Source organism: Paenibacillus glucanolyticus, assembly GCF_037333485.1.
Lineage (GTDB): Bacteria > Bacillota > Bacilli > Paenibacillales > Paenibacillaceae > Paenibacillus_AQ > Paenibacillus_AQ glucanolyticus.
In genome coordinates this window covers 3,363,244-3,389,642 of sequence record NZ_CP147845.1, presented here as the reverse complement: position 1 = coordinate 3,389,642, position 26,399 = coordinate 3,363,244, and the positions used below count along the sequence as shown (strand labels likewise).

The 26,399-nt window shown below is 47.1% G+C and carries 19 protein-coding genes; 4 read left to right on the top strand and 15 right to left on the bottom strand.

Going from position 1 to position 26,399, the window contains the following annotated elements; genetic code table 11:
* Positions 1 to 58: 58 nt before the first annotated feature.
* Both WDY75_RS15985 and WDY75_RS15980 read left to right on the top strand, forming a co-directional pair.
* Positions 59 to 952: an MBL fold metallo-hydrolase gene (locus tag WDY75_RS15985; protein ID WP_063479601.1), complete on the top strand. Its 894-nt coding sequence runs from the start codon at positions 59 to 61 to the stop codon at positions 950 to 952.
* A 22-nt stretch (positions 953 to 974) separates the two neighbouring features.
* Complete coding sequence (locus tag WDY75_RS15980) at positions 975 to 1,979, top strand: alpha/beta hydrolase (RefSeq protein WP_231888080.1); 1,005 nt, start codon at positions 975 to 977, stop codon at positions 1,977 to 1,979.
* Positions 1,980 to 2,068: 89 nt separating this feature from the next.
* On the opposite strand, the gene WDY75_RS15975 is transcribed toward WDY75_RS15980, so the two are convergent.
* The 6 genes from WDY75_RS15975 to WDY75_RS15950 all read right to left on the bottom strand — a co-directional run bounded on the left by WDY75_RS15975 (position 2,069) and on the right by WDY75_RS15950 (position 7,965).
* On the bottom strand, positions 2,069 to 3,484 hold the full coding sequence (locus WDY75_RS15975) for a vWA domain-containing protein (protein ID WP_063479602.1): 1,416 nt from the start codon (positions 3,482 to 3,484) through the stop codon (positions 2,069 to 2,071).
* Positions 3,420 to 3,680 (bottom strand): hypothetical protein, encoded by a 261-nt coding sequence (locus WDY75_RS15970; RefSeq protein ID WP_197477129.1) that lies wholly within the window; start codon positions 3,678 to 3,680, stop codon positions 3,420 to 3,422. Before WDY75_RS15970 ends, WDY75_RS15975 begins: the two co-directional genes overlap by 65 nt.
* 969 nt (positions 3,681 to 4,649) lie before the next feature.
* On the bottom strand, positions 4,650 to 5,354 hold the full coding sequence (locus tag WDY75_RS15965; RefSeq protein WP_006210149.1) for a hypothetical protein: 705 nt from the start codon (positions 5,352 to 5,354) through the stop codon (positions 4,650 to 4,652).
* Between the two features lie 149 nt (positions 5,355 to 5,503).
* On the bottom strand, positions 5,504 to 6,325 hold the full coding sequence (locus tag WDY75_RS15960) for an SDR family NAD(P)-dependent oxidoreductase (protein ID WP_006210150.1): 822 nt from the start codon (positions 6,323 to 6,325) through the stop codon (positions 5,504 to 5,506).
* A gap of 73 nt (positions 6,326 to 6,398) precedes the next feature.
* Complete coding sequence (locus tag WDY75_RS15955) at positions 6,399 to 6,968, bottom strand: TetR/AcrR family transcriptional regulator (RefSeq protein ID WP_006210151.1); 570 nt, start codon at positions 6,966 to 6,968, stop codon at positions 6,399 to 6,401.
* Positions 6,969 to 7,410: 442 nt separating this feature from the next.
* On the bottom strand, positions 7,411 to 7,965 hold the full coding sequence (locus WDY75_RS15950) for a dihydrofolate reductase family protein (RefSeq protein ID WP_063479603.1): 555 nt from the start codon (positions 7,963 to 7,965) through the stop codon (positions 7,411 to 7,413).
* A gap of 128 nt (positions 7,966 to 8,093) precedes the next feature.
* Between WDY75_RS15950 and WDY75_RS15945 the strand changes: the two genes are divergently transcribed.
* Entirely contained in the window at positions 8,094 to 8,336 is a 243-nt protein-coding gene (locus WDY75_RS15945; protein WP_063479604.1) for a hypothetical protein, read from the top strand.
* A 750-nt stretch (positions 8,337 to 9,086) separates the two neighbouring features.
* Here the strand turns inward: WDY75_RS15945 and WDY75_RS15940 are convergent.
* The 9 genes from WDY75_RS15940 to WDY75_RS15900 all read right to left on the bottom strand — a co-directional run bounded on the left by WDY75_RS15940 (position 9,087) and on the right by WDY75_RS15900 (position 24,279).
* Positions 9,087 to 11,522 (bottom strand): hypothetical protein, encoded by a 2,436-nt coding sequence (locus WDY75_RS15940; RefSeq protein ID WP_063479605.1) that lies wholly within the window; start codon positions 11,520 to 11,522, stop codon positions 9,087 to 9,089.
* Positions 11,523 to 11,542: 20 nt separating this feature from the next.
* Complete coding sequence (locus tag WDY75_RS15935; RefSeq protein WP_063479606.1) at positions 11,543 to 12,427, bottom strand: carbohydrate ABC transporter permease; 885 nt, start codon at positions 12,425 to 12,427, stop codon at positions 11,543 to 11,545.
* An 18-nt stretch (positions 12,428 to 12,445) separates the two neighbouring features.
* Positions 12,446 to 13,336 carry an ABC transporter permease gene (locus tag WDY75_RS15930; protein ID WP_063479607.1) on the bottom strand — a complete coding sequence of 297 codons (891 nt, stop codon included), beginning with the start codon at positions 13,334 to 13,336 and terminating at the stop codon, positions 12,446 to 12,448.
* A 157-nt stretch (positions 13,337 to 13,493) separates the two neighbouring features.
* Positions 13,494 to 15,122 carry an extracellular solute-binding protein gene (locus WDY75_RS15925; RefSeq protein ID WP_063479608.1) on the bottom strand — a complete coding sequence of 543 codons (1,629 nt, stop codon included), beginning with the start codon at positions 15,120 to 15,122 and terminating at the stop codon, positions 13,494 to 13,496.
* A gap of 331 nt (positions 15,123 to 15,453) precedes the next feature.
* Positions 15,454 to 16,845, bottom strand: a complete 1,392-nt coding sequence (locus WDY75_RS15920; RefSeq protein WP_063479609.1) for a response regulator — start codon at positions 16,843 to 16,845, stop codon at positions 15,454 to 15,456.
* Positions 16,820 to 18,604 carry a sensor histidine kinase gene (locus WDY75_RS15915; protein WP_063479610.1) on the bottom strand — a complete coding sequence of 595 codons (1,785 nt, stop codon included), beginning with the start codon at positions 18,602 to 18,604 and terminating at the stop codon, positions 16,820 to 16,822. Before WDY75_RS15915 ends, WDY75_RS15920 begins: the two co-directional genes overlap by 26 nt.
* Positions 18,605 to 18,917: 313 nt before the next feature.
* Complete coding sequence (locus WDY75_RS15910; protein ID WP_063479611.1) at positions 18,918 to 19,475, bottom strand: hypothetical protein; 558 nt, start codon at positions 19,473 to 19,475, stop codon at positions 18,918 to 18,920.
* Positions 19,476 to 20,016: 541 nt separating this feature from the next.
* Entirely contained in the window at positions 20,017 to 20,607 is a 591-nt protein-coding gene (locus tag WDY75_RS15905) for a chloramphenicol phosphotransferase CPT family protein (RefSeq protein ID WP_063479612.1), read from the bottom strand.
* Between the two features lie 345 nt (positions 20,608 to 20,952).
* On the bottom strand, positions 20,953 to 24,279 hold the full coding sequence (locus WDY75_RS15900) for a chitinase N-terminal domain-containing protein (RefSeq protein ID WP_063479613.1): 3,327 nt from the start codon (positions 24,277 to 24,279) through the stop codon (positions 20,953 to 20,955).
* A gap of 395 nt (positions 24,280 to 24,674) precedes the next feature.
* On the opposite strand from WDY75_RS15900, the gene WDY75_RS15895 reads away from it, so the two are divergent.
* Positions 24,675 to 26,264 carry a bifunctional metallophosphatase/5'-nucleotidase gene (locus WDY75_RS15895; protein WP_063479614.1) on the top strand — a complete coding sequence of 530 codons (1,590 nt, stop codon included), beginning with the start codon at positions 24,675 to 24,677 and terminating at the stop codon, positions 26,262 to 26,264.
* The last annotated feature ends 135 nt before the right edge of the window (positions 26,265 to 26,399 follow it).

Genomic DNA, 26,399 nt, shown 5'->3' with positions numbered 1-26,399 from the left:
TTCTTTTCCATATAACATTTCATTTTCAGCGAAATTTTAAAGGAAGGCGATGAACCATATGACTAAGCTTCCTAAGATTTACACCGTAGGCGAAACTACGGTTACCCGAGTCACGGAAATGGTAATCAGTGGCGTTCCACCAGAAATTTATTTCCCAGGTACATGGGATCCCTCCTTTTTGGAAGCGAATAAAGAATCCTTCTCAGAGGGCTTGATTGATGAAAACTCTCAACTTATCGTCAGTATTGGCACCTGGGTTGTGAAAACTTCCCAACATACAATTCTTATTGATACAGCGACAGGTAATGATAAAAACCTGCCACTGAATCCGGATCTTGGTAATCTGCATCTACCTTATCTCGAGCGACTTCAAGAGGCAGGTGTTACTCCAGAAGAAGTCGATTACGTGTTACTAACTCATTTGCATGTGGATCACGTCGGTTGGAATACAAAGCTGGTTGACGGAAAATGGGTACCGACATTCCCAAATGCAACGTACGTATTTCCTATTAAAGAACAAGAGTATTACTCCAGCGAAGTGAGCCATAACAAAGAAAATGAAGCGAACTTCAACGTTTACGAAGAGAGTGTACTTCCTATCATTGAGGCAGGCATGACGGAAACAATCGGTCCAGAAGGCGGAAAATTTCTAGATATATTTACATTCATTCCGACTCCAGGTCACAGTATTGGACAAATGTCCATTCGTCTTTCATCAGGTGATGAAGAAGCTTTGTTCGGGGCCGATATCATGCATCATCCCTTCCAAGTCATGAGGCCAGATTGGAATTCTATGTACTGTGAATTTGGTGAGCAGGCTCGAATCTCGCGCCGCTGGGCTTTGGAATACATCGCCGATCGTCCAATTATTTATTTCAGTACGCATTTCCCAGAGAGCTCAGCCGGATACGTCACTAGAAGCGAAGATAGCTTCAACTGGCACTTTATCTAATACATCAAAGAGAGGGTAAAATATGATGTCCAACCATACATTCAACAAATCTATCTCCATCGTATCTGAGAAATTTAACATTGCCAGCGATACGCCGGGGATTGAGCTATCGGTCCTTAATAAACGTCCAACATCTATGACTGTCTTCTCTAATGAGAAGACGATCGTCATGGTCCATGGTGCTACTTATCCAATTGGTAGCTTATACGATGTGGAGCTAGACGGTTTTACCTTCCTTGATTACCTCGCTAGTCACGGCTATGACGTCTATGGTGTAGATGTTCGTGGCTATGGTGGATCCACAAGACCGCCAGAAATGGATCAACCTGCCGATCAGAATCCTCCGCTTGTCCGTACAGAAACCGGAGTCCGTGACTTTGGCTCGGCTGTAGACTTCGTCCTGAAGCACCGCAATCTATCGAAGGTCAATGTACTTGGGATGTCTTGGGGCGGCACAGTGGCTGGAGCATATACAAGCCTTAATAACAACAAAGTGAACAAGTTAACTCTTATTGCCCCTCAATGGCTGAGCAACAAACCCATCCCTATTGATACTGGCGGCTTGCTTGGCTCTTACCGCCTTGTGCCAGCAGGTACTACTAAAGAACGCTGGTTAAGTGCTGCTCCTGAAGGGAAACGTGACAGCTTGCTCCCTGACGGTTGGTTTGAGAAATGGGTTGAAGCAACTCTGGCCTCGGATCCTAATAGCAAGACTGTACATCCTGAGCATATCCGTGCTACCAACGGGCCAATTCTAGACATACGTGAATATTGGACGGTTGGCAAAGCCTTCTACGAACCTAAAGATATCACCGTACCTGTCCTCCTCATTCATGCGGAGTGGGATATTGATGTACCGTTAGATTTGGCTCAAAATTTCTTTACTTCCTTAACCGGAGCCTCATATCGCCGTTGGGTGGAAATCGGAGAAGGAACTCACATGGTACTGCTCGAGAAAAATAGAGTTCAGGCGTTCCAAGCTGTTCAATCTTTTCTAGACGAGAATTACACACCTGCGGGTCAATAAACAACGCAATCAGCCCATTTCAATACGTTCTGACACCCGCAGCGTATTGCTGCGGGTTCTATATTAAGCGATCAGACACATGATCTCCATTAACGATTTGTCTTATTGGTCAAATCATCAATATTCTTGTTTCCCTCTTCTTTGATATCACCATAAACCCGTATCCCGTTCTCGGAAACGGCGTTATATAAACGCTTCCCCGTATCCCGGGCATAACCCCACGCGAAACTCTTGCGTTCATTGACCTTTTTCAAAAGTTCGGTATTGGGGAACTCCTGGTTGTCTTTCGATTTCAAATAATTAAGGGCTGCCAGCAGATGTGAATTCTCTTTGTTCGCTAGACCTTGCATGGTTTCTCGTGCACGATTGATTTCCCCTTGTTTTTGTTCTTTCTGTTTATTGGCATCCCCTTCCCCTTTCTCTTTCCACCTCGTCCACTCGCCTCGTAATTGTTCATAAGCTTTATTCAGTACATTTTTTAAAGCCTCGTCATTATTCACGGACATAAATTCGCCGCCACCAGAGGCAGCAATCTGTCGAAGCAGTTTTTGTCCTTCGTTATCTACATCAAAACCAACAATATTCACGATCGTCTTCACTTCGGACTGATGTAGTTCTTGTGCAACTTGAGCAGGTTTTCCGCCGCAGGTTTCAATGCCATCACTTACGACGTAAACAACAGAATCGGTGGTCTCCGGATTGATATCCTTTTTGACAGATTGAAGAGCATTCGCGATGGGGGTCCAGCCTGCCGGCTCAACTTTTTGGAGTGCTGTTTTTATTTGATTCGTCTGATCGCCCTGGCCATGAAAAATCTCTTCTGTACTGTCGCAGGATACTCGCTTATCTTTCTGATCTCCTGTCCCTTTATGTCCATATACCCGTAGTGAAACTTCTGCATTGTTGGGCAGTTTATCTGCGAAAGTCTGAATCGCTTCTTTTGCCGAATCCATCTTTGATTTTCCGTTGATCTGTGCTTTCATACTGCCACTGGCGTCAAGCAGGATGGAGATATGCAGATTCCTGTTTACGGGCAATGTAATCTTGCCTTCGGGTCGTTCATTGTTCACGCTGATTTCGGTATCAAAGTTCATAAAATTCGTGACGTACGGACGATAATCTTCAGCAAGTAGGAGAAGCAATTCATCCTTATATTGATCCGTAGTCAAGTTGCTTGGCAATTGATCCAACGCTGCCTGAACTTTCTGTTCATCATAGTTGGAACCGGCAAATCGCCCTGGAGGCTTCAATAATATTTCTTCGTCTGTCAAGGAAGTCTGAGTTTCGTTGTGGTTTGAGTCCGGTGGGTTCTGAATTTCGGAATGGGGTTCATTGAGATTGGAATCCGGCGAGTTGTGATTGTTTGAATTGTTGTTCTCCGGTTCCTCCTTTTGAATGGATTCTGATGCGTCTTGATTTGTTAAAACATTCTTATCCTGTTCATGACTGCAACCCGCTAGAAATACGATGACCGCTATTAATATGAAGAGAGAACTTCGAATCATTAACTTTCCTCCATTTCACAGCTTTTGTTGGTACGTGCAGACCCGTTGTGCCGATTTCCACTGCAGCCGGCCCCGACGGGCTCGCCTTAATCAGTCCTTCCGTATTCCATTTACCTACGAATACACTCAAGCGAGTAAGCGTAAGATCCGGGTTGGGCGGATTGTGTGGGGCAAGGGAAGCACCCTTTTCTGACATTAATTAAGTTCCTCCTTCATCATTATGAAATGATAATTTACTTTTAATCTATCATGAGACAGGTGATGTGGCTTCTTATCGATTGCTATTTCCGGAAGTCGAATCACCGCTCTCCGGACATCGACATGTGTCTCACACAGGTAGTCCTTTATATAGTCATCCGGATGTCTTTTGTCTCAGTTCTTAAATTCCAACGCGCCGTTTTTATCACTTTCTCACCCTGTTACTCGTTGTGGTATTAAGCTAATCTGCCCGTTACTTCAAGGATTAACAAAAGACGCCGCCCTTGCGGCAGCTTTGTTCTATCGTTCTTCTTTAGCATAATCGTTACTCTTTTTCTAGCGGCATCCAGATCGCCCCTTTATTTTACCATATGTATGCGGATTTGGATGAATTCGGTGCTTGTTTATGCCGTCTGTAATGGAACCGAGTTCTTGACATTATAACGTCAGGGTTTCGCGACACTTGGAGATCTAAGCGGTGACGAATCGACCATCTCCCCTTGCTATGTGTGACGTCCTTCGATGAAATCATATCGAGAATGTAATAAGTCGGGAATGTTATCAAGTACTTGTCATCCGAATCTAATCACTAATTGTTTTCTTTCTCATCTGATAACAGATCCAGATTAGAGGGGTTAGCTTTCTACATAAGTCTCTTCTCTCCCCCGTGCTTTCACCTGGGAGCACCGCTGGAATTGAATGCGAGTTTGCATGGAAGCTTAGTTAGATACTTATCTAATCAATAAACGCATCATGTTCTTGTCTTTTACGCCTATCGGGACAAGAACTTGTTCCAATAAAACAAAAAAGCCGCTATAATAGCGACTTTTAATGGGACTATGGCGTATGTATACACCCCAAAGCCATATCCCTCAACAGTTTTATATCAAACGGTTATATATCAATAAATCCACTCTACTGCTATATTCATAGTCATCTGATCGAAACAATAACTTAAATTGACATATCAAAATGATAAAAACTCAGGTAGTTGTTGTTCACGCTTGTCGAGCATAATCTGTTCCGGCTTAATGCCCTGCTCACGCAGTACTTCAATGTTCTGAAGGAGGAATTCGTCGCTGCCGACAACATAGAACAGTCCATCCTTGTCTGTAGCAAGATTTTTCACTTCTTCATAGTAGTCTGTACGATTATCGACGAACTGTGATGTGAACTTCTTGTCAGGAACGGATTCGAAAATATTAGTAAATAAGAAATCTTTTGATGAATCTATGTTCAGGGAATGAATTTGATTGACATGGTCAGCGCGTTCGAAATAATCAAGAACAAGCGGTCTGAAAGTTGCCAGTCCGACACCTGATGACAGCAGGTAAACATTTTTGTCTTCTCTTTTAAGCGGTACATTCGAATGAGTTTTAAATATGGCAACTTCATCGCCGACTTTAAGATTTCTTAAAATCGTTTTAAACTCAGAACACTGCTCTCTGATTCGTGTTGTGATACCGATTGATTTTTCGTGCGGTAAAGTAGAGATTGACATGTGGCGAATCAGGCTGCGGTTTGGTTTATCTCCGGCATTGAACCCTTCCAGTGCGAAGTGGGTGTGGGAACCTTCTTCCCATGTAAAGTCTTTCGGACAATCGAGGAGGTACGTTTTAACCTCCGGTGTTTCTTCAATAATCTTATTTATTTTAGTCCAATATATTTGCATGATGTATCCTCCCTACTCCATTATATGTATCGTTTTTAATATACAACAAGTGATAACAATTCTCAATGCACTATCCTGCCTGTCACTTTAATAAAAAAGGTGCAATGGTAGTCTGCTCTCTGGTTATCTTTCTTCATTTGTTTACGTTTTCAAGAACCGTTTTTCAGCTTTCGTATACGTCTAATTTTTTGTAACCAAGCTTGATCTAATAACCTTGGGAAGAAACGATAAATACGCCATGCCCACCGAACGGAAGCCGGGAAAATAATGATAGCTTTATTTTTGATAACGCCCTTTAATATAATATCAACGGCCTCGCGTGGATTCATTGCTCCTATAGGCAGTGATTGCACTATTTTTTCATTTGCTACATTGGCAACTGTCATGTTCTTATAAATGTCGGTTTGAACATGTCCGGGACAGATCGTACTCACCTTGACCCCCAGATCAACTCCCTCATACCTTAACGATTGTGAAAATCCGACGACTGCGTGTTTACTTGCGCAATATGGCGTGTTGCCGGGCTGCGGCATTAATCCTGTGGCCGAGGCTGTATTGATGATATGTCCAAACCCTTGTTTCGCCATCACCTGATAGGCTATCATCGACCCATAAAGGACACCACTGAAATTGATGTCCATAACTTTTTTCCACTGCGCTAGGGTCAAATCTCTGACATCCCCGCCAATCGCAATGCCGGCATTATTAAACATATAGTCAATCCTGCCATATTGTAATACGGTAACATCAATTAGGTGTTGAATATCCATTTCGCTAGCGACATCGACACGCATATAGTTTGCGGTTCTACCACTATTCATGATCTGATCTGCAGTCATTTTAGCATGATCTTCACGAATGTCTGCTACGACAACGGTTGCTCTCATTTTAGATAATTGGCAACAGAGCTCTCTTCCGATGCCAGCACCTGCGCCGGTCACGATGACAACTTTGTTCTTAAAATGTTTCACTATATTACCTCCCTGTTATTGACTGACGTCAGTCAATTATATGATAAAAATAAAACAACTTTCGAAGAAGTTGTTAATCAAGGCCTAACATGCGTTTATAAAAATACTTTAGCTTTTCTAATCTTTCTTCATCCGACATGCTTGAATCAATCGACTGCCAGCCGTATAAACAAAATTTCGCTGTCTCCTCAGGATATGAGCAGTTGAAAGTACCATCCGCATTTCCAATTCTAATTAACTCTTTAAAAATAGGGAGAATCATTTTGATTCCTGTGCTGCCAATTCGCTTGTGGATCTCCTCATTCTCGTGCTGATGTATGGTTGTAATTAAAGAGGCATCTTTTTTTAGCATATTGCTTGTAAACAGGAACATTTTTTCTAACCGATCCGCTGCGCTGATTGCGTTGTCTTTCATCAGAACCATTAAATCTGTCAATATCTCTTTAGCCCACTCTTCAACTACGGCATCGAGCAATTCTGATTTTGATTTCACGTAGTGATATACGAGCCCATGTGCTACGCCCATTCTATTTGTAATATCACTAATTTGTGTTCCGTCGTACCCCTTCTCCTCAAACAATTCCTTGGCTGTCTGAATAATTTCCGCGCGTCGCTCCTCTGGTGGTTTCGTCTTTCGAGCCATGTATGTTAACCTCCTTATGTAAAATCATGAGATTACTTCAAAAGTTAATATATCAAGTTCATTGACTTGAGTCAATCAGAATATAATCTGGCCCTAATGACCCCTAGCGACCTCTTCACTCGTCAGCCTACCCCGCAGCTTGTCCACACAAACTGCACATCTGTCTGGACTCCGGAGCATTCCGGGCACATATCGACCGTCGAAGCGGGAGTTGCCGCCGAGCCGACGGTATCCGGTTGACTAAATCGGTGTAAGCGGTTGCGGATGAATGCGGTAAAAGTCTCATTAAGCTGTCTCTGTGCTTCTGCGCTTACGGTGTCGAAGACATTTTAGACTGAACCCAATAGGTGACAAAGCGGCGGTCGAAGATCTGAATATAAAGCTTTAGACTCCCGCTGTTAATATGAAATCTACGATTTTATCATTGGAATGAGCAATATTATTAGTTCCCATCCATATGATAAATGAGTTGTACAACGCCTGAGGAGAACGTTCTTGTATCCACCATTTTTAAATTCAACCTCTGCTTTATATCCACAAACAACGGTTTCCCTTCCCCCAAAACAACAGGATGAACAGATAATCTAAATTCATCAACAAGTCCTAAATTGATAAAAGTTGTTATAAGACTTGCTCCACCATATAGCCAGATGTCTTTACCAGGCTTATTCTTTAATTTATTTACTTCTTCAAGAATACTATCATTTATGAATATTGCTTTATTATCAGTCCCCTTTTGCGTCCTGGAGAACACATATTTCTCTTTACTATGAACCAATTCCCAAAATTCTTTTTCAGAATCCGTATGTTCAGTTTCCGAAGTAAATTGTCCCCATAAATCATAGCTTTTTCTTCCATATAAAATAGTATCAATTTGATTTAAGAAATTAATAAACCCCATCTCAGAGTCCATAATGCACCAATCAATTTCCCCCTTTTTCCCTTCAATAAAACCATCTAATGTAATTGCTAAATCTAAAATTATTCTCCGTTTCATGATTTGTTACCCCTTTCGTTATCTCCCCTCCATTATAGACCTCAAATATGTCACCTTATGTCATAATAATAAAAGAGAGAAACTCTTTTTATTAATCCTGTGACATACCACCTTTTTTGGATGGGTTTATGGATGAAACGATTGAACGAATGATGCAGTCAGGCGGTAAAATCATGACGCAACTAACCGAAATTGACGAGATCGGTATGGTATTCTGCTTCTTTGGAGGAGACGGAAAGGGAATATCGTCAACATTGTCGGAGACATGTAATAATGGAATTATTGGCGAGGGGCGCAATAACGCTACGATGAAATCAGGCTCAATGCAAATCCTCCTGCCTCCTAAGCTCAATAATACAACGGCAGGCTAGGGCTTTTCTCTCTCCACGACTGACGCTGTTTTTATAATTGGGACAAGTCTAATACTTATTTTTCGAGATCTGCCGATATTATTCTTCGAATATCCACGGAGGACCAATCTATATCAATAAACCGGTGATCCTAAAGCATAGAAATTACTGGCTCTTTCCTCATACAACTGCTACATTACAAGCTATCCTTTATTTGCCGGACTTGCTCTTCCAGTTCTTGCTTAACAACGGCCAATGACCAATGACTGTAACTGGCGAGCATCTGCAGCAGATGTAAATGTTTGGTTAGAATCATTCATACAAATATCTCCTCTCAAACTATGGGTCATAGCTAATTGTAAAGTATGACACTAATGTTATAGCAGCTGTAAAGTTCAACGTAAAATAACCCCACAAAGTAAAGCCTTGAAACGAGATGAGAAGGTTGATTCCTGATATTGCCCGACGCATGCTCACCCTTCTGCGAGCTGGAGGAGCAGGATATCGTACAGCGAGTGATTGATTACGCAGATCCCCCTCATCAAGTGAATACTCCATTACGAAGTAAGGCAAAAGCTTTGTTCCGATACTGGTGTCCATGGGAACGAGCATATGCATACGGACAACAAGCGGAATGAAAACAATAAACAGTCACGTGAAGTTCTAGAAGGGGATCGTCTTCAACTGGAAGTTCTTCCTACTAGGCTTAACATAAAGCAAAAAAGGCTACCGCGGTAGCCTTTTTGTACTCAACTATCGTTCCCCGTTACCTTAACCCTGAATGTTAGACTCGGGAAAACCGTATGCGACGTTGAGGTCATCTGAAAGAGCATACAGATGTCTGATTATCCGTCCCTCTTGGGTAATCCAGCAAGTGTCATCAAACTGACTCTGAACCGTCTGGTCGTCAAATCGAAAACAGACTTCCCCTGCTCCTGCATTCATATGAACAAGCCGGATCCGAGGTTCTGTCAGCTGGACATAGATGATACCATCCCTTTCGTGTGCAGTACAATTCCAGGTGACCAGCCCCCCTGAGCCGTCCTTTGCCACATACGCTTTGTCTAATGCCACTTCGGCGAGGCATTTGAAATGCTCATGCACATCATTATCCTGCAGACTCTTTTCATGCCAGTCCGAGATCATGTCAATATACTGCTCTCCGATGACAAACTCCTGTGAGGGATGCTTCATCGTATGATGATGCCCTTGCTGCGCCGCTTCATGAACTGCCTGCATCGGTTTGCTGATCTGACGAGCACGAATATATGGATCAGGAACGAAGGCCCAGTGGAGCTGCCCCGATTGCATATCCACCATCTGTGCCGTGCTGCCAACGGCATTCATCGTCTGCAGCAGATATGTAACGTCTTCAGTCAGCAGATAGGCGTACCATGTGGCATAGATCCTCCAAGAAGTCCACCCATGCGGCGAGTTCAGCATGTTAGGCTGAATAGCTACGTCGTATTGCGATTCCCAAAAGCGCCGGGTAGCACCCCTCTGCCGGCCATCGGCAATCAACAGATTGGTGAGCGAGTTATGCCCGGTCAGCAGCTTCAATGCTGCCTTCGCATAAGGCTCTCCTTGTTCCTCCGTTGGCTGCATTAAAGCAAACAATCCAAGCTGGAGCGCACTGCAGGAGATCATACCATCCTCGTATGTCAGCTCGCCTTCGGTATCGATATCTCCGTCGGCTCGTACGAGCTCATCCATGGCCAAACGTACGGAGGCAGCGTGCTTTTCGAAACGAGTTTTCCAGATGGCATGCCGTTTGGCGAGTGACTGCTCTGCCAGTATAAGCTCCATGATGCTTTTGGCTGGATAAATGACAGAGGTATAGTGAGTATTCCCGGCCCGGAAAGAACCATCAGGATGCTGGGCAACATCAATGAGCCAATCCGCCAGAGCTGATGCCTTCTCCAGCGCTGCTTCATTCCCCGTCGTTTCGTAGCGGTCCACCAAAATTCCCACCATGGTGCTGACGTTTTGAATTCTGTGTTTCACAAGCAGCGGCTCATTGCGCTCCATATCAAACATGAGGGGATAAATGGCGTCCAGGCACTGCTCCGTTCGGCTAAGCATTTCCGGATTCGGCTCAAATTGCTCCGCTAAATAAAGTGTATATAGACCATACCAGCTTTCACAGTGAGAGGTTGCTCTTGGCGGAAAATGAAACGCCGCTTCCCTTGCTTTATTCATAAACCAACTCCATGGCGGACGTACGGAAATTATGGCCTCACTCCGTTTACCGAGGCGGTTTTCCACGCTAATTTGAATATGTCCGTATTCCGCACCTCCCTGGACGACCCATTCGTACTTGTTCTTGCCGATCGCTTCCGGCTGTACTGTAAGCCGCTGCCCGTCCGGATACCAGATGAACGCAGAAACCGGCTCGCCGGAGTGGATGATAAGCCTTGCGGACTCCCCCAGCGCAAGCGTTGTCCGGTCAACCTCGATAAACGGGGCCGGACAGACGGATGCCAGCGCTGGAAGGACCTCATCCATCTGTTCAACGAGCCGGAACCGGATGCTCCACTGCTTTTCTTCCCCCGGAAGGAGCTGAAACAGATGCTGCGGGTGACGTTCAGGCAAAGGCCCAGCATGGAGGCAATCCAATATGAACGTCTCTACCCGGTGGCCACCCCAGGCCAGATCGCCTTCCATGTAACCGACATTATATTGAAGTTGCCAGGAGGCCATCGGCTGTGAGGAAGCAAGACCGAGGATTACCCCGTCCGGCCGCATGCAGTAGCCCCAGAAATGCGTGGGCTCGCAGCGCAGCAGCGTCGGAAACAAGGTATGGTTCCAATCCGGAAATCGTTCCATGTACGTGTCCATTCCTGTGATCAGACCAAGCGCCTGCGGCTGAAACGGAAGCCTCCCGGTATTGGCTGCCGAGGCAGTGACCGAGAAATCCCCTTCTGAGCTGTGATACTGCAGCTTGAAATTGACGGCTCCAATGCTGCCTTTGAAAAGCGCACTGTCCACGCCTTGATGCTCCAAGACCATCTCGGCCATCTGCTTCTGTCCGTTCATTTCCAAGTACCAACGAAAGCCGGTGTACTCCCCTTTCCGGTAACGGATATCGATCCAATCCTCATCTGAGCGAAACCCCAATCTTTTTATCACGCCGCTCGGCTCCAATTCAGCACTCCAATGCGAGTCTCCGATGTGTATCGATGAATTTTGTGCAATTGGCGAATTCATAACACTCCTCCTATCAACGGTTATTCCTTAACGGAACCCAGCATAATGCCATGAATAAAAAATCGCTGCAAAAACGGATAAACCACCAGGATCGGCAGCATGGAAATGACAATTTTGGCCGCATTCAACGTTTTGTTTGACAACTGGGCGCTCTGACGCAGCTCCTCCGTCGTCATGTTGTCTGTATTGATCTGCACGACCAGTTGTTGAATGTAAGTCTGAAGAGGATAGTTCTCCTGCTTGTTCATCAGGATAAGTCCATCAAAAAACGAGTTCCAGTGGCCGACGATGCTAAACAGCGTAATCGTGGCCAGAACCGGCACGGACAGCGGCAGATAGATTTTGAGCAGCATATACCAAGGCCCTGCCCCATCCATCATGGCGGCTTCATCCATTTCCTTCGGAATGCTGCGAAAGAAATTGACAAGAAGAATGACGTTAAATACGGGAACCGCATTAGGCAGCACCAGCGCCCAAATGGTATCCAGCATTCCGTAGGATTTGATCGTAACGAACCAGGGGATCAGTCCACCGCTGAACAGCATCGTAAACACAATGAACCACATGTACGCATTGCGAAAGCGGAATTGACGGGGATTGCGGGACAACGGGTAGGCCATCAGCGCACAGACGACAAAGTTGATCAGCCCGCCAAGCAGCACTCTCTCCGAGGAAACGCCAAAGGCCGTAAAAAACGCGCGCTCCTGCAATATTTTAATGTAGGACGACAACGTGACATCCACCGGCCACCAGGTGACCAATCCGGCAGCCACCGCCGATTTATCGCTGAAAGAGACCGCGATGGTATACCAGATCGGAAACAGGCACAGTAGCGACGAGAGAACAAGGATGGCAACGATGGCGCCATCTGCAAAACGTGACAATAAAGTGTCGTTCCGGACCATAAGCCTCCGCCCCTTTGCTTAGAAAATTCGGTAATTGGCGAATTTGGACGCCAGCATGTATGAGATGACAATGAGAACAAAGCTAATGACTGATTTCAGCAAACCGACGGCGGTCGCAAGCCCGTATTGAACCTGAAGCAAACCTGCGCGGTAAACGTAAGTATCGATAATGTCGCCCGAGTCATAGACCAGCGGATTGTACAGGTTGAATATTTGATCAAAGCCGGCGTTTAACACGTTGCCCAGACTAAGTGTAGCCAGAAGAATAATCGTTGGTTTCAGGCTTGGCAGGGTGATATACCGCAGTTTTTGCAGCCGGCTGGCTCCGTCAATCGCAGCCGCTTCATACAACGCCGGATTGATGCCGGTCAGCGCGGCAAGATAGACGATGGTTCCGAATCCGAACTCCTTCCACACATCGCTGCCCACGACAATACCCGGAAACCAGCTATTGCTGCCCAGGAACATGATCGGTTCGCCCCCGAACCTGCCGATGATCTGATTGACCAGCCCGTCCGTCGATAGCATATCGGATATAATCCCTGCCAGAATGACCCAGGATAAAAAATGTGGCAGGTACACAATCGTCTGCACACTTCGTTTCAGCAGCACGGATCTCACTTCATTCAACAATAGTGCAAAAATGATCGGCACGATCAGGTTCGCCGCTATTTTTAAAATGGCAATATAAATGGTATTGAAAAAGACTGTTCTGCTGTCCGGCAGCTCAAACAGATAACGGAAATTATCCAGCCCCACCCACTCGGAGCGCCAAAAACCAAGTCCCGGTTTAAAGTTCTGAAACGCTATGGTAATGCCGAGCATCGGGACGATGCTGAAAAAGATCAGCAGCAGAATGCCGGGAAGTAGCATCAGGTGGTAATGGAAAGCAAATGATCGTTTCTTCATGAAGATTCACCTCTCAGGCAGTCATGCCACATCGACAGGGCACTAGAACTTGATCGAAACCTGCAAATCCAGCCCTGCCGGCAGCTTTTCACACTGTGCTCGGATCGTGGCTCCAAGGCGCCAGGTGTGTCTTGTTAACGGATGAAGGTCGGCGGGTTTATTCCGCGACCGATTCTCTGACTTCTTTTGTAATCTGGTCCCCGCCGAGCTTCGTCCACTGCTCCACAAAGGTATCAAAGGAATCCAGTGGCTCGATACCCATAATAATCTTCAAAAACGTCTCCTTTTCCATTTTGTCGAGCGTTGCGTTTTTCAGTTCCATGGTTTTGGTAATAGACGTGAACAGATTTTCCTGTGGCTTCAGCGGACCGTTCAGCGGCGCGCTGCCGATCATATAGGAATAATACGGCTGCCAGGCGCCCAGATCCATGACGGGATCAAAATCGGCCGCCTTCGCTTTGGCGTAAATATCCTGCATCTCTGGAATCATGTCCTCCGGCTTGGACTCTCCGTCCATCACCAGCTTCAGCATGTCATGTTTGCGCGTGACGGTATCTGCATTTTCAATGACGACCCGGATCGGCCAGTATATCGGGTTTACCCGATTGTCCAGCCCTTTCGCATCGGGATCGGTTCCACGTTCGCCCGCTACCGTAGTGTTGATGGCAATCATAACAGCCTCCGGATGTGCGATGTTTTTCTTGACGACAACAAAGGAATTGCTGACCGGCACGGTATGTGTCTTGAAATTACCCTCAGCATCCAGCGGAGCAGCCAGGGCAATCCAGTTCGCCTTCGGATCATTCTTGACTGCATCACCAAGCGCTCCCCACGGCAGCCACCACGGGCCAAAGAACATGCCGGCCTTCCCGCCGGACATCAGCTCATAAGCCTCCTTCCGCAGTGCAAACTCCTTGTCGATCAAGCCGGACGAGTACCATTCCCGCAGCTTCGCCAGCGCCTCCTTTACCTCCGGCTGTATGGACCCGTAAGAGACATTGCCCTCCTTGTCCTTGATCCAGTAATCCGGATACGCGTTATAATAGCTGAATATCGAGGCAAAACCATTTTCACCGTGAACCAGATCTATCGGTGACCCCGGGAGTCCGATCGTATCAGCTTTGCCGTTCCCGTCCGGGTCCTGCTCGATAATAGCCTTGGCGACAGCCGCTATATCATCCAGCGTCTTCGGCTCTTGCAAGCCTAGCTGATCCAGCCAGTCTTTGCGAACCCAAAGGAAATAAGGCGCATCGCCTTGGGGGACGATATTCGGTATGGCCATCAGCTTGCCGTCAAAGGTGGCCTTATCCAGCGCCTTGCCGTCGGTAGTGGCGTAAAAATCTTTGATCTGCTGTGAGGCATATTTCTCGTAGACCTGCGTCATATCTTCCAGTTGATCCGCTTCCACCATTTGCCGCAGCTCTTTCTCGCCGACGACCATGACGTCGGGGATGTCATTGCTCGCAATAGCTACCTGCACTTTTTGGGTGAAGGGATCTCCCGTTTTGGCCGTTAACGCGTAATCAAAGGCAATGTTGGTTTTTTCGAACATGTAACGAGTGAACTGATTGTTGTCCACGGTATCGCCGGAGGGAAGACTTTTATCCTCAGGGTTGATCGGCTTCGCAAGCGTCAGTGTCACCGGCTCTGGATATTTATAGAACGGATCAGCCGGTGTCGTCAGCTCCTCTTTCTTCGTCTGGGTGGCTGCGCCGCTGCCCGCTCCGGCACAGCCGCCTGCGAATGCCAGTGTGCCGGCTAATAATACAACTAACCATTTTTTCATAAGAGCTCCTCCATCTTTAAATGATGTTTACGCTTTCAATATGCACTCTTGCTGGCGGATGCTGGATCCTCCTGCACGACCATAGCTAAATTGTATATGAAGACATGAACGGCAGAGTGCACATTCGATCTTTGAATGGGAGTTGATTTGTTCGCTAACTCCCTGCTCCCTTTCCAGCATCGACAGATTTTCAATCCTTTGTGCCCTTTATTTCGGATCAATTGATACCTGCCCATCACAGCTGCCAGCAATCCACAAAAAAAAGCCCGCAGGATGATCCGTATCCAGCCGGGCTCTGCCCTTCACACCATTCACTTTGAAAGCATTCGTTTCAATCAAACACATGTACCGAGGTACGATATGCACTGGGAAGCATTCCTGTTTTCGCTTTGAACACCCGGCTGAAATATTTCTCATTGGGGTAGCCGGTCTGTGTCGCGATCCAATAAATCGGTTGATTGGTGTCGGCCAGCAGCTGCTTGGCCCAGTTCATTCGGGCCTGCCGCACATAATCGTTAAAGGATAGACCCACGATATCCCGGAAGCATTGGCTCAAATAGCTTTGACTCATATTCACCTCTACGGCGATATCCTTAAGTGTAATCCCCCGGCTTAAATCACGGAGAATGCTCTCCACCGCCTTCCATACGCAGGAAAGCACTTCCTGTGAATAGGATGGCTTGAACAACCGCGACATCAATTCCCTGCGTAAACCCTCAAGCCATTGCTTCCAGCCTTCCCAGCAGGAACGCGCTTCGGCTGCGGGTGTCCAGGTCTGTCCCGGCACAATTCGTTCCCAACGGGCAGCAGCTACAGCAAACAATGCATCAAGCTGAGGCAGGGACAGCTTCGCATGCTCCAGCACCGCAACGTTCTCTTCATACAACCGGTCATTGACCACCCACTGCAGACTCGACCAGGACTCCCTCAGCAGCTCCTCTGCTCCGGCTTCCGGCCTGTCATGAAGGGACCTCAACAGCCGATCATAGCTTCTACATAAAACGGATGAAGCGTAACCCTTCCATTCATAGAAGAGCAGCCGCTCCCTGTACTGCTGCAGAACCCGGGCCACGCTTCCCCGATCCGTGCTGCCAATTCCGCTTAGCCGCAATACGGCAAAAGTATCCGGCTGCAGCGAATCAGGCAGCCTGTGGACCTCCTCCTCAATCTCTGCGACATCCATGGCGCGCATCCAAATGCCGGCCGCGATCTCCTCCGCCTGAAGACGGGACAGAAAGGACACTCCCAGCCCAACCGGATGAATGTACGGATGGGCAAACCATATAAGCGCCTGATCAAGGCTCCGCAGCGATGCCGGTTCCGGCTGGAAGCCCTGTTGGCCTCTTTCATACCGGATCCGGCCCTCAATCCGACCTAGCACCTCCTCCATTTTGTCCTGCTGCAGCTCCGTTTTTGCAATATAATCGATTGCTCCGAGCCTCAATGCTTCCTGAATAAATTCAAAGTCCTGATGAAACGTCAGGATGACCGACCATATTCGGGGATACTGGTCACGGACCACCCGAATCAGCTCGATTCCCCCCATCTTGGGCATCAGCACATCGGTGATCAGGAGGTCCACTTCGTGATGCTTCAGGAATTCGAGCGCGTCCTCGCCATTGCCCGCTTCCCCGACAATAACCATCCCGTACTGTTCCCAGGGCATCAAGGATATGAAGCCCTTCCTTACGAGCCGGTCATCCTCCACAACGAATACTCGCATGCTCATTCTCCTCTTCAACATAATCTGCCGGCAACGTTATGGCAATGGTTGTCCCTTCGTCCACGGCGCTCTGAATATCTATGCTCGCAGCATCCCCATACTGATACTTCAAGGACTGTACTACATAAGGAATGCCAATGCCCATCCCCTGCTGTCTGCGGGAGGAATGCTCCTCCTTCAGAAGCTGTCCGGCCTCCTCCGGTGTCATGCCCCCACCATTGTCCGAAACTTGAATCCGGATTCGTTCCTGTCCCGACCGGCCAATCTCCACCCGGATGAATCCGTCATCCCGGATGCCATGATACAGTGCATTTTCGATCAGCGGCTGCAGGATAAACCGTGGAATACGGAGCATCAACTGCTCCGGGCTAACGGAGATCCGGATGTCAAAATGAAACTGGTAGCGCACCTCCTGTAAAGCAACATAATCCTTCAAGGCCTCCAGCTCCTCATGGATTGATGCCGTCTCGCCTTTGCCCAGATTATAATGAAGCACCCGATTCAGCGTGGAGATGAGATGATCAATATCCTCCTGTCCGTTCATTCGCGCCTGCCACCTTATCGTATCCAGCGTATTGTGCACAAAGTGCGGGTTAATTTGCGCAATTCTTTTTTCCACTTCCAGGCGGCTTTTCTTCCGCTCGCTCTGCTTGATATCCTCAATTAACTCAACAATCGTCTTCTGCATATCATTGAACCGGCGCAGCGAATAGTCAATTTCATCGGTGCCGGTCAATTGAAGCCCTCTTGCCTCCTGGGTCTGGGTCATGGAGCGGATTTCCCGGTTCAAACGTGTCAGCGGACGGGTAACGGTTCGCCAGATCAGCCAGGCAAACGCAAGGCTGACGCTTAAGGATAATAAAGCGACGGCCAAAAACTGCAGAAACCAATGGAATATTTCCTGTTTATACGCTGATGCCGAAATGACGGCTGCGACTCGCCATCCCTGGTTGCTGTCTTCCTCGAATAGGTAGAAATCGCCTATCATCTTCCCGTTTCCCTGCTCCGCCGCTCCTCCGAAGATTGTTCCGGCAGGAAACAAATCCGGCTGTTCGCTGTATGCGATCCGGTTGTCGGTATCGATAACAAGATGGCGCACTTCCATACCATATTGCAGCTTGTTAAAAATCGTATCCACCAGCCGATTGTCCGTCTCCATATAAATATATAGCGGCTCAAGATCCGGCACGTCCATTTTGCGGGTCAGCGACATGACGGTGCGATTAAAATGCGCATTATAAGTCGGATGCGGTCCGTAATACGTCATGCTCTGCAGTTCAGTGAACACGGGGAGCCGCTCAGGCTGAAAATGATCTTTGACAAGCAGATTGGGAAAAAGGATCTGCTCGGAGTCCTTCAGGTAGTAAAACATAAGCCCGATATTGGGATTCGTCGAGGTGAGCAGGTTCATTTCCGTTTCAATCTGTCCCGCCAGCATTTTTCGCCCATACGGCTGCTCCGTCGTCAAGTAGGCATAGATATCCTTGCCGATCCGGCCATCGAGAGCGAGCTGCTGCGAACTGTAATTCAAGTTGCTCAGCACATTTTCCAGCGAGACGCGCACCTGCTTGAGATTACTGTGTATACCGCTGGTGATTTTCTTCTCCAAAATGGTATGCATGGACATATAGGAGATCATGCCGATTAACAGCAGCGGGACGAGCGTGCTGAACACCAGCACATAAACCAATTTTCGCTTTAGAGAAGTCGGAATGATAAACGGCCGTACTTTTCGGATCCAATCGGAAAACCTGAGCATCTTATACCACTTCCCACCCATAATGTAAAGGCTTACATATACTATTAATTTGAATAAGAGAATTCACCTCATTAAGATTGGCTTATTGTTATTGTAATGGCTATTTCCAAATTAGAGAATGCTGCCAGCCAAATTGTACAAGATTTGTCTTTGATTCAAGACAAATCTTGTACCGATAAAACAAAAAAAGCCGCTAAATTAGCGACTTTTATTGGAATCATGTTGTTGTCCATCGACAATAAAACTAGCTTAACAGACTGCCGATGATCTCGGCATCCGTTTCCCGTTAACGTAAAGGAAAACTGTACCTTACTTACTTCTTTATCCTTATATACTGACGTTCTTTCCACTCAAACTCATTCTCCAATCGAAATGAGGATAGTTCAATCACAAGATCAAGTTCCTTTTTAGGAGCATCCAGGAATCTCTCCTTTCCAGATGCCCAGCAAGAATACAGCTCTGAGTCTTCACCTAGTTCCATATTACGGTGTAAATACTCGAATAGCTCTATTAAGCACTTTTTGCTAGTCTGGTATGAAATGGGATGAGATTGTTTAATTTCTTCGTTAATCTTGAATGAACCACCTTCAGGATTCACTTGGTAAACAAATGGATGACGGAAAAGATGCGAAGCTTGTATGGTTATGGGCCCGGTTATAAATATACCGGCTGCATCCTCTTCCGAATCGTAAACCTCCATTAACTTCTCCCCTTTTGGGTATTTCTCCAGTAGTATTTGCATATTGCGTTGATCCTTAGCAGCAGGATTCACATTCGTTACGTAATCATTAATCGTCATAACCGTTTTTTTCTGTCCGAACGAGCCTGTTGGAAGTTCATGGCTTGCAGCAATATAATAAAATAGTGTCACAGTGTCAATCACATCTCCTATTTACAAGCATTTCACAAAAATTTTTATGATTCATTCTACCTAACCGCTCCAATCGCCCCAATGAGCTGCCCATTAATGAGCTGTCTTCATTCACTGTAGGAAAAATCTTCTAATAATGTCTAAAAATCTACGCATAGAAGAGTCATTTAATAAGCTGTGCAAATATGTAAAGAAAATCAATATATTGTTAATTTTCCGTACATGAATGCCAAAATCTCGGTGTATCTCCAAGCTCCTCGAGGATCAAACCGAATCACGCGGCACCTTCCGTGGCTTGTTCATCCAGAAACAGTAGTTTAATTTGCGGGTCCATGGGTTCTCCTGGGGTAATTAAGTCGTGATTGAACTATTCTCTCGCGAAAGAGCCTTTTTCCTGATGTCCTTCAGTTACCTCAATTTAATAAAATGGATACTTGGTCACATATGCAAGCCTCACATCCAAGAACAAATCCCACGGGCAGACCGAGGGATGGCGATATCCTCGATGCTTGAATACGTTGTTATCTGATGAATTCGCCTTCTATGAAACACGTATATCTCTTTTACCTAATTTCTTAAATGCCGAGTAATCCTTATCGGACTTAATAAAACTTAATATCTTTTCGGCACATTCTGTTGGATTCAGCTCTTCCGTATTTACCTCAAGGTCATATTCATTAAAACAATATACTTTGTCGAACTGGGAACTTGCTAGTCCAATCTGTCGATCTCCTCGTATTTGCTCTCTTCTTGTGAGTTCTTCTTTCGAGCATAGGACACCTACGAATAATGTAGGATGATCAAAAAGTACATCAAGATAATCATTAAACCGCTTGTCATTGTCGATTACGGTATCGACGATGACATTCAAACCCATTTCTGAAAACAATTTAATTGTTGCATAGTACACTGACATTATGGGATCAAAAAGTATTTGTCCGACATCATCCACTTCTCTTGTAGGTTCAATATCTGGAAATTTAGTATCAATAAAATCATCGTAATTACCAAAAAAATCGTCTATGGATAAATGATGAAAAGGAATCTCTTTCTGATTTTTCAGTTCCATAGAAATACTAGTCTTTCCTGAACTTGAAGTTCCGTTCATAAACACGATGAGTCCTTGCTTCAAACAAATCACCCTCGGATATAAGATTTACGTATCATTCAGACAACGTTATATTCACACAGTTCATTCAATTATCCAACTGATAAAATATTCGAGACGCGATTAAACTATCCTGCCAGTTAATTTAATGAAATAGCTGTATAATTCAGTTAGATACTATCGGTAATCGATCGTGTTTTTGTCCTATTCGGCAATCGGGACAAGAACTTGTACGAATAAAACAAAAAGCCGCTAAATTAGCGACTTTCTATGAGATTATGTTCTATTTCCTCACAGGACAAGAAAGGCCAATCGGCTCCGAGCTCCCCCGGTCCGATCGGCCTTTCACGAGTCATCCTATAAAATGAATTAAGCGGCCTGCTGCGGCTTGAAACCCGATGCTCCGACGCGGACCTGAATACGGTCGCTTTGCGTTACGCCTGCAGCATTGATCCATTCGGCATAATATTCGTAAGTACCTGGCGCCCGATCATGGATTTCCGTGACAGCCGCCTGCATACCAGGCGAAGTGTTGGTCAAATCCTGGGTGTCGATCAGTACGCCGTTCTCATAGAGACGGTATTCGGCAGCATTCGTCCCCCACCACAGGTTGGCGCTAATCAGATAGCTGCCATCTCCGTCCCAATTATCGTGCGACAATACGGGCTTGCCCGGCGAAGCATCCGTCACCATTACGCGAAGCGGCTCCGACTGCGATACGCCCCATGCATTGACCAATTCGCCGACATACGTATATACGCCATTGGCCTTTCCCTTAATATCGACAGAAGCCGTCTGCATCGAGGGAGAAGCCTCTTTCAATGGGATGGTTTGAATCAGTACGCCGTCTTCATACAGTTTGAACTCCGAGCCGTTATTTCCCCACCACAAATTCATCGTCACCTTATAATTTCCGTCTCGAAGGCCTGTACTATAACCATTATTGTCTGACAGTACAGGTATGCCCGGCGCTGCGGCGGCATTCGGCTGCTTCACCTGGAATACAGCCCGGTCTGAGGCCACGTTGCCTGCGGCGTCCTCTACGCGGTATTCAATGACATGCTCTCCTGCTCCCAGCTCCTTGGCGCTGATCGTCTGACCCTCTTCAATCAGTTGTCCGTCCAGTAGGACCTTCTGGGTAATGACGCCGGAGATCTCGTCCGTGCTGTGAAGCTCAAACTTCAGGTTATCCTGCTCCCATACGTCTCCGATTCGGCTCCCCGATTGAGTCAACGTCACGGCAGGGGCTGTCTTATCCAATTTGATTTCCATCGTCTTCACCTCTTCAGTCACATCACCGGCAGAAGAGTAGTATTGAATGATGTTGATTCCCTCTCTGTCGACAACCACAGGACCCGAGTATTCGGACTCAGCTCCGTCATTCAACCAATAGATGGTCGATGCCGGCTCCGGACCTGTAGCCGTCAAAGTAAGGGTCACATTCCGGTTAATCCAACCGTTCGAGTTCGGCTGCTCCGATAGAGCGGCAGAGGTTTCCGGAGGAACGTTCGCCTGAGAAAGTGAAATATCGCTTATTCCCCGAACCTTCAATTGATATACGTCTTTAAAGATCGAGGATACACCTTGAAGATTGACAATTTGTCCTTCTTCATAAGGAAAATCGCCCAAGCTCAGCCCAGTTCTAACATCCACGCGGACGTGGTTGCTGACCCCACTCGCGCTGATCGCATCAAATTCGAAGGAGCCCGATGGGGATGCCGTAATGATATTCGTGATTTTCACCTGCTGAAGTGCAATCAGTTGGCCTTGATTGGCAGCATTTACAGAGTCGACCTTAACCGCCTCCGGCAGTTCCTCCGTACCCACCTTTTCGATTAAGACCGGGCTCGCTAATTCCAGCTCTGTGTTATAAAGGGTGGTTGAGGCTGTAAGCTTTACCACATCGCCTTGATGAAACCCCGTGCTGCTCTGATACACATAGACTCCGCCGGTAGCATCCTGCAAATAGAAGGTTTGTCCTCCATAGATCCCTGGTTCAGTCGTTACAGTACCTTGAACCGTGATCAGACTTCCTTCTGGCTTGCTTCTTCCTTCCGCTATCGTAATCAATTCCGGAATCGAGCTGCCTGCATCCGGCAATGGCTCGGCAGGCACGTTACCTAAAGTCACGGATTGGGTCAACAGATTATTGCCGTTCTGGCGCAATCGAAGATTGGCTCCCCCGGAAGTGCCTGGCTTGACGCGTATCGTCAGATCCTTATAAGCTCGCCCTTGACTATCGGCGGTCAAGCTGAAGGTGTCCCCATATCCATACGCGGTTGGCCAGGTTCCGTCCGCTCTTTGCGTCATAGCTACCTGGGTTCCACCCGTCAAATAGATCCCTGCGCTAAATCCGGTCACCGTTGAATTGGCAGGCAGGTTCTCGATAAGAACACGGATTTGAAACTCTGCTGCATTCGGTAAAACGGATTGGTGAACAAAGCTATAGACTGGCGATGCGCTCACTGTAGCACCGCCGTAAGAACCCGGCTTGAAGGTCGATCTGTCCCACCATTTATAACCCGCGGCCGGCGTAGACCAAGGTTCAGACTGAGGCTCCGTTGAAGCCTGTGGCGCTTCGAAGGAATGCAGCTCTGTTACCTCATCCAATTGAAGGTCACCGACTTGTGCCAGACTTGTATAACTCTCCTGATCAGCCAGCCAATTGATCATATTGACTAACAAAACGGCATCATCCTGCTCCTTAAAGCCATCATAGGTTGTCTTTTTAGCTCCTGTTTCTTCGCGCAAATACTTTGGTGTGGCATCTTCTACCGGAGAGGAATCACCGATAAAGGCCGCTTTACCCAACCCAACCTTGGCTACGGCAACATAAGGTCCCTCCTCCATGCCGCCGCCGTTATATACGCCCTGATCGACCGCATTTCCCCATGACTCATTCGTCTGCGGAAGATACACAATGCCCTTGGCCTTGGCCGGATCGGTAATCGCTAGTGTAGAACCGGCATGCATCGCAATTCCGTCAACTCCCTCGGTGATTCCAAAGGCCTGATCCGGTTCTACAATATGATTAGCTGTGATATCACCCAATGCGTTATACCGGAAGCGAACTCCGAAATGGTCTGCGAGCCAATCCGAGCTGACGACGTCTTGCATCGCCTCTGAGTTTCTCTCTTCCGAACTCATGCCCTTAGCCGGATCCTCCCAAGCCCCTCTGCGATACCCGTTGATCGCCTCGGAGCCATCCCAGCGGTTCTTGTTACGGTCAGCATTATAGTGGTCGCCAATGAAGAAAATACTTCCTCCATTTTGTACATATTGCTCCATCGCAGCCTGCTCGCTCTGCTTGAAGGGAACGTTCGGCTCAGCAATAACAAATACGGAATAGCCGCGTAGATCGCTGTAAGAAATCGGCGTTGACTTGCGCAGCTCGGCGACATCAAATCCGTCAGCAGCCAGTGCTTGTCCAAAATCGGAAAATCCGCCGTCAATAACCCAGTCTGCAGCACCTGCGGTCTGGGCATGAGCGTTGTCAAAAAGAATTTTCTTGCCGGCATTCTCATTTACCACTTTGGCAGCAATAAAGGGTGCGGGATCGTTCGGACCCTCGGCATGCACGGGTGCGAGTATCGCACCCAGTTCCAGTTGAATCGTAAATGCCAAGGATACAGCAAGTCCGATCCCCAACCACTTCGTCCCGATCTTCTTTCCAAGTCCAACCAGCTTTCTGCTCATAATTTCCCTCCCATGAGATTTAGAGTAGTTTTACACCCTTATTTTTACATGTGATTATTAGCTTAAAAGCCAGGTTACGTAAAATTAAAAGAAATTTATATACCTATATCAGTTGAACTCATGAGTTTACGCTAGGGGCAACCAACGTGTGAAGTGTTGTTCTTACGATCGCTGTTGTTCCCGGATTTCTCTGATTGCACTAATCCCATCATCGAGTAAACATCCGCTCACAAAGGTGAACGCTAAGTAGCATAGGCTTCCGATACCGTTTTCTTTTTTATCTGTGTTCTTCAAAAATAACACTGCGTTTACCATGACACGTAAGTAGTTGTTTATAATAGCTGTATTCCATTTAAGTTCCACATTTATCTGATCAGCATGGGAGGCAGCCATTGATGACATCTATGAATTCTATAAATCTGACGATTCTGCATACGAGCGATATTCACGGTCACCTGTATCCGACCGATTACCGTGGCCCTGGCGACAAGCCGCTTGGCCTTGCCAAGCTGTCAGGTCTGATTCAGAAAGAGAGAAGCCGGAGCACCAATCTGCTCCTGATTGACAACGGAGACTTGCTTCAAGGAACGCCGCTGATGTATCACTATGCCAAGTTAAACCGCCACGGTCTGCATCCTGCAGCCCGAGCGCTTCATGCACTTGGATATGATGCAGCTGTGCTTGGGAATCACGAGTTCAATTACGGACAGGAGCTGCTTCGACAGGCGATCCGTGATTCCGATTGTCCATGGTTATCTGCTAACATTGTAAACAAGACTGACGGAAAGCCTGCATTCGGCAAGCCATATCGGATCTTTGAGCTTCCGCAAGGCATTCGCATCGCCCTGCTCGGACTTACCACCCACTTTATTCCGAATTGGGAGGAGCCGAATCACATCGAAGGCTTGTCCTTTATGGATGCGCTGGATGCTGCCAAGTACTGGGTAGACAAGATTCGTTCGACGGAACAGCCGGATGCGGTGATTTTGAGCTATCACGGGGGCTTCGAACGCGATCCCATGACTGGTGAAGCGACCGAACCCTTAACCGGTGAAAATCAAGGCTATGCTATATGTGAAACAATCCAGGGTGTCGACATACTGCTCACCGGCCACCAGCACCGCCTGTTAAACGGGGAGATTAACGGGGTAGTCATTACGCAGCCTGGCAGTGCCGGACAAGCGATTGCAAAGGTAGAGCTTGAATTTCAGGCGGTTCCAGAGAAGGGATGGCGGCTATCGGGCAAATCTTCCTCATTGCTTCTTGTAGATGAAGAGGATCAGGCGGATGAGGATTTTCTGGCTCTATTTGCTGAGGATGAACGGCAAACGCAGCATTGGCTCGATCAACCCATAGGCCGCACCGAGGGAGATCTCTCGATTCCCGATCCGTTCACAGCTCGCCAGGCAGATCATGCCTTTACGGAAATGATAAATCGGATTCAGATGGAGGTGACCGGGGCTGAGCTCTCTCTGGCTGCCATCTTTACCAATGAAGCCAGAGGCTTCGGAGAAATCATTACCATGCGGGATGTGGTGTCCAACTACATTTATCCTAATACGTTAAAGGTTATCCGCATGAGGGGAAGCGACATCCGAGCCATGCTGGAGCAGACTGCTGAGTACTTTGAGGTGAATGAGACCGGTGATGGACTGTGCATTGCGCCGTCTTATCTGGAGCCAAAGCCGCAGCATTTCAATTATGATATGTGGGAAGGTATCGACTATACGCTCGATATCTCAAGGCCCGCCGGGCAGCGGGTGGTCAGATTGGAACGCCACGGAACGCCTGTGGATCCGGATGAAAGCTTCGATGTTGTCATGAACAGCTACCGGGCTGGCGGTGGCGGTAACTTCGACATGCTGAAGGACGCGCCTGTGGTTCGTGAAATTCCGACCGATATGACAGAGATTCTTGCAGATTACATTTCCCGGGTGGGCGTGATCCAGGCGACTTGCAATCATAATTGGGAGGTTGTTTACTGAGCTTATTAGGCAGTCTCTTCCCCTAAATCCACAATGAAAAAGGCGGCGCCAGAGACACATTCTCTGACGTCGCCCTTTTTCAGTTAGAGTTGGTGGCGAATTTCCTCATCGGAAACGCCGAATTAGTTGCTTTTA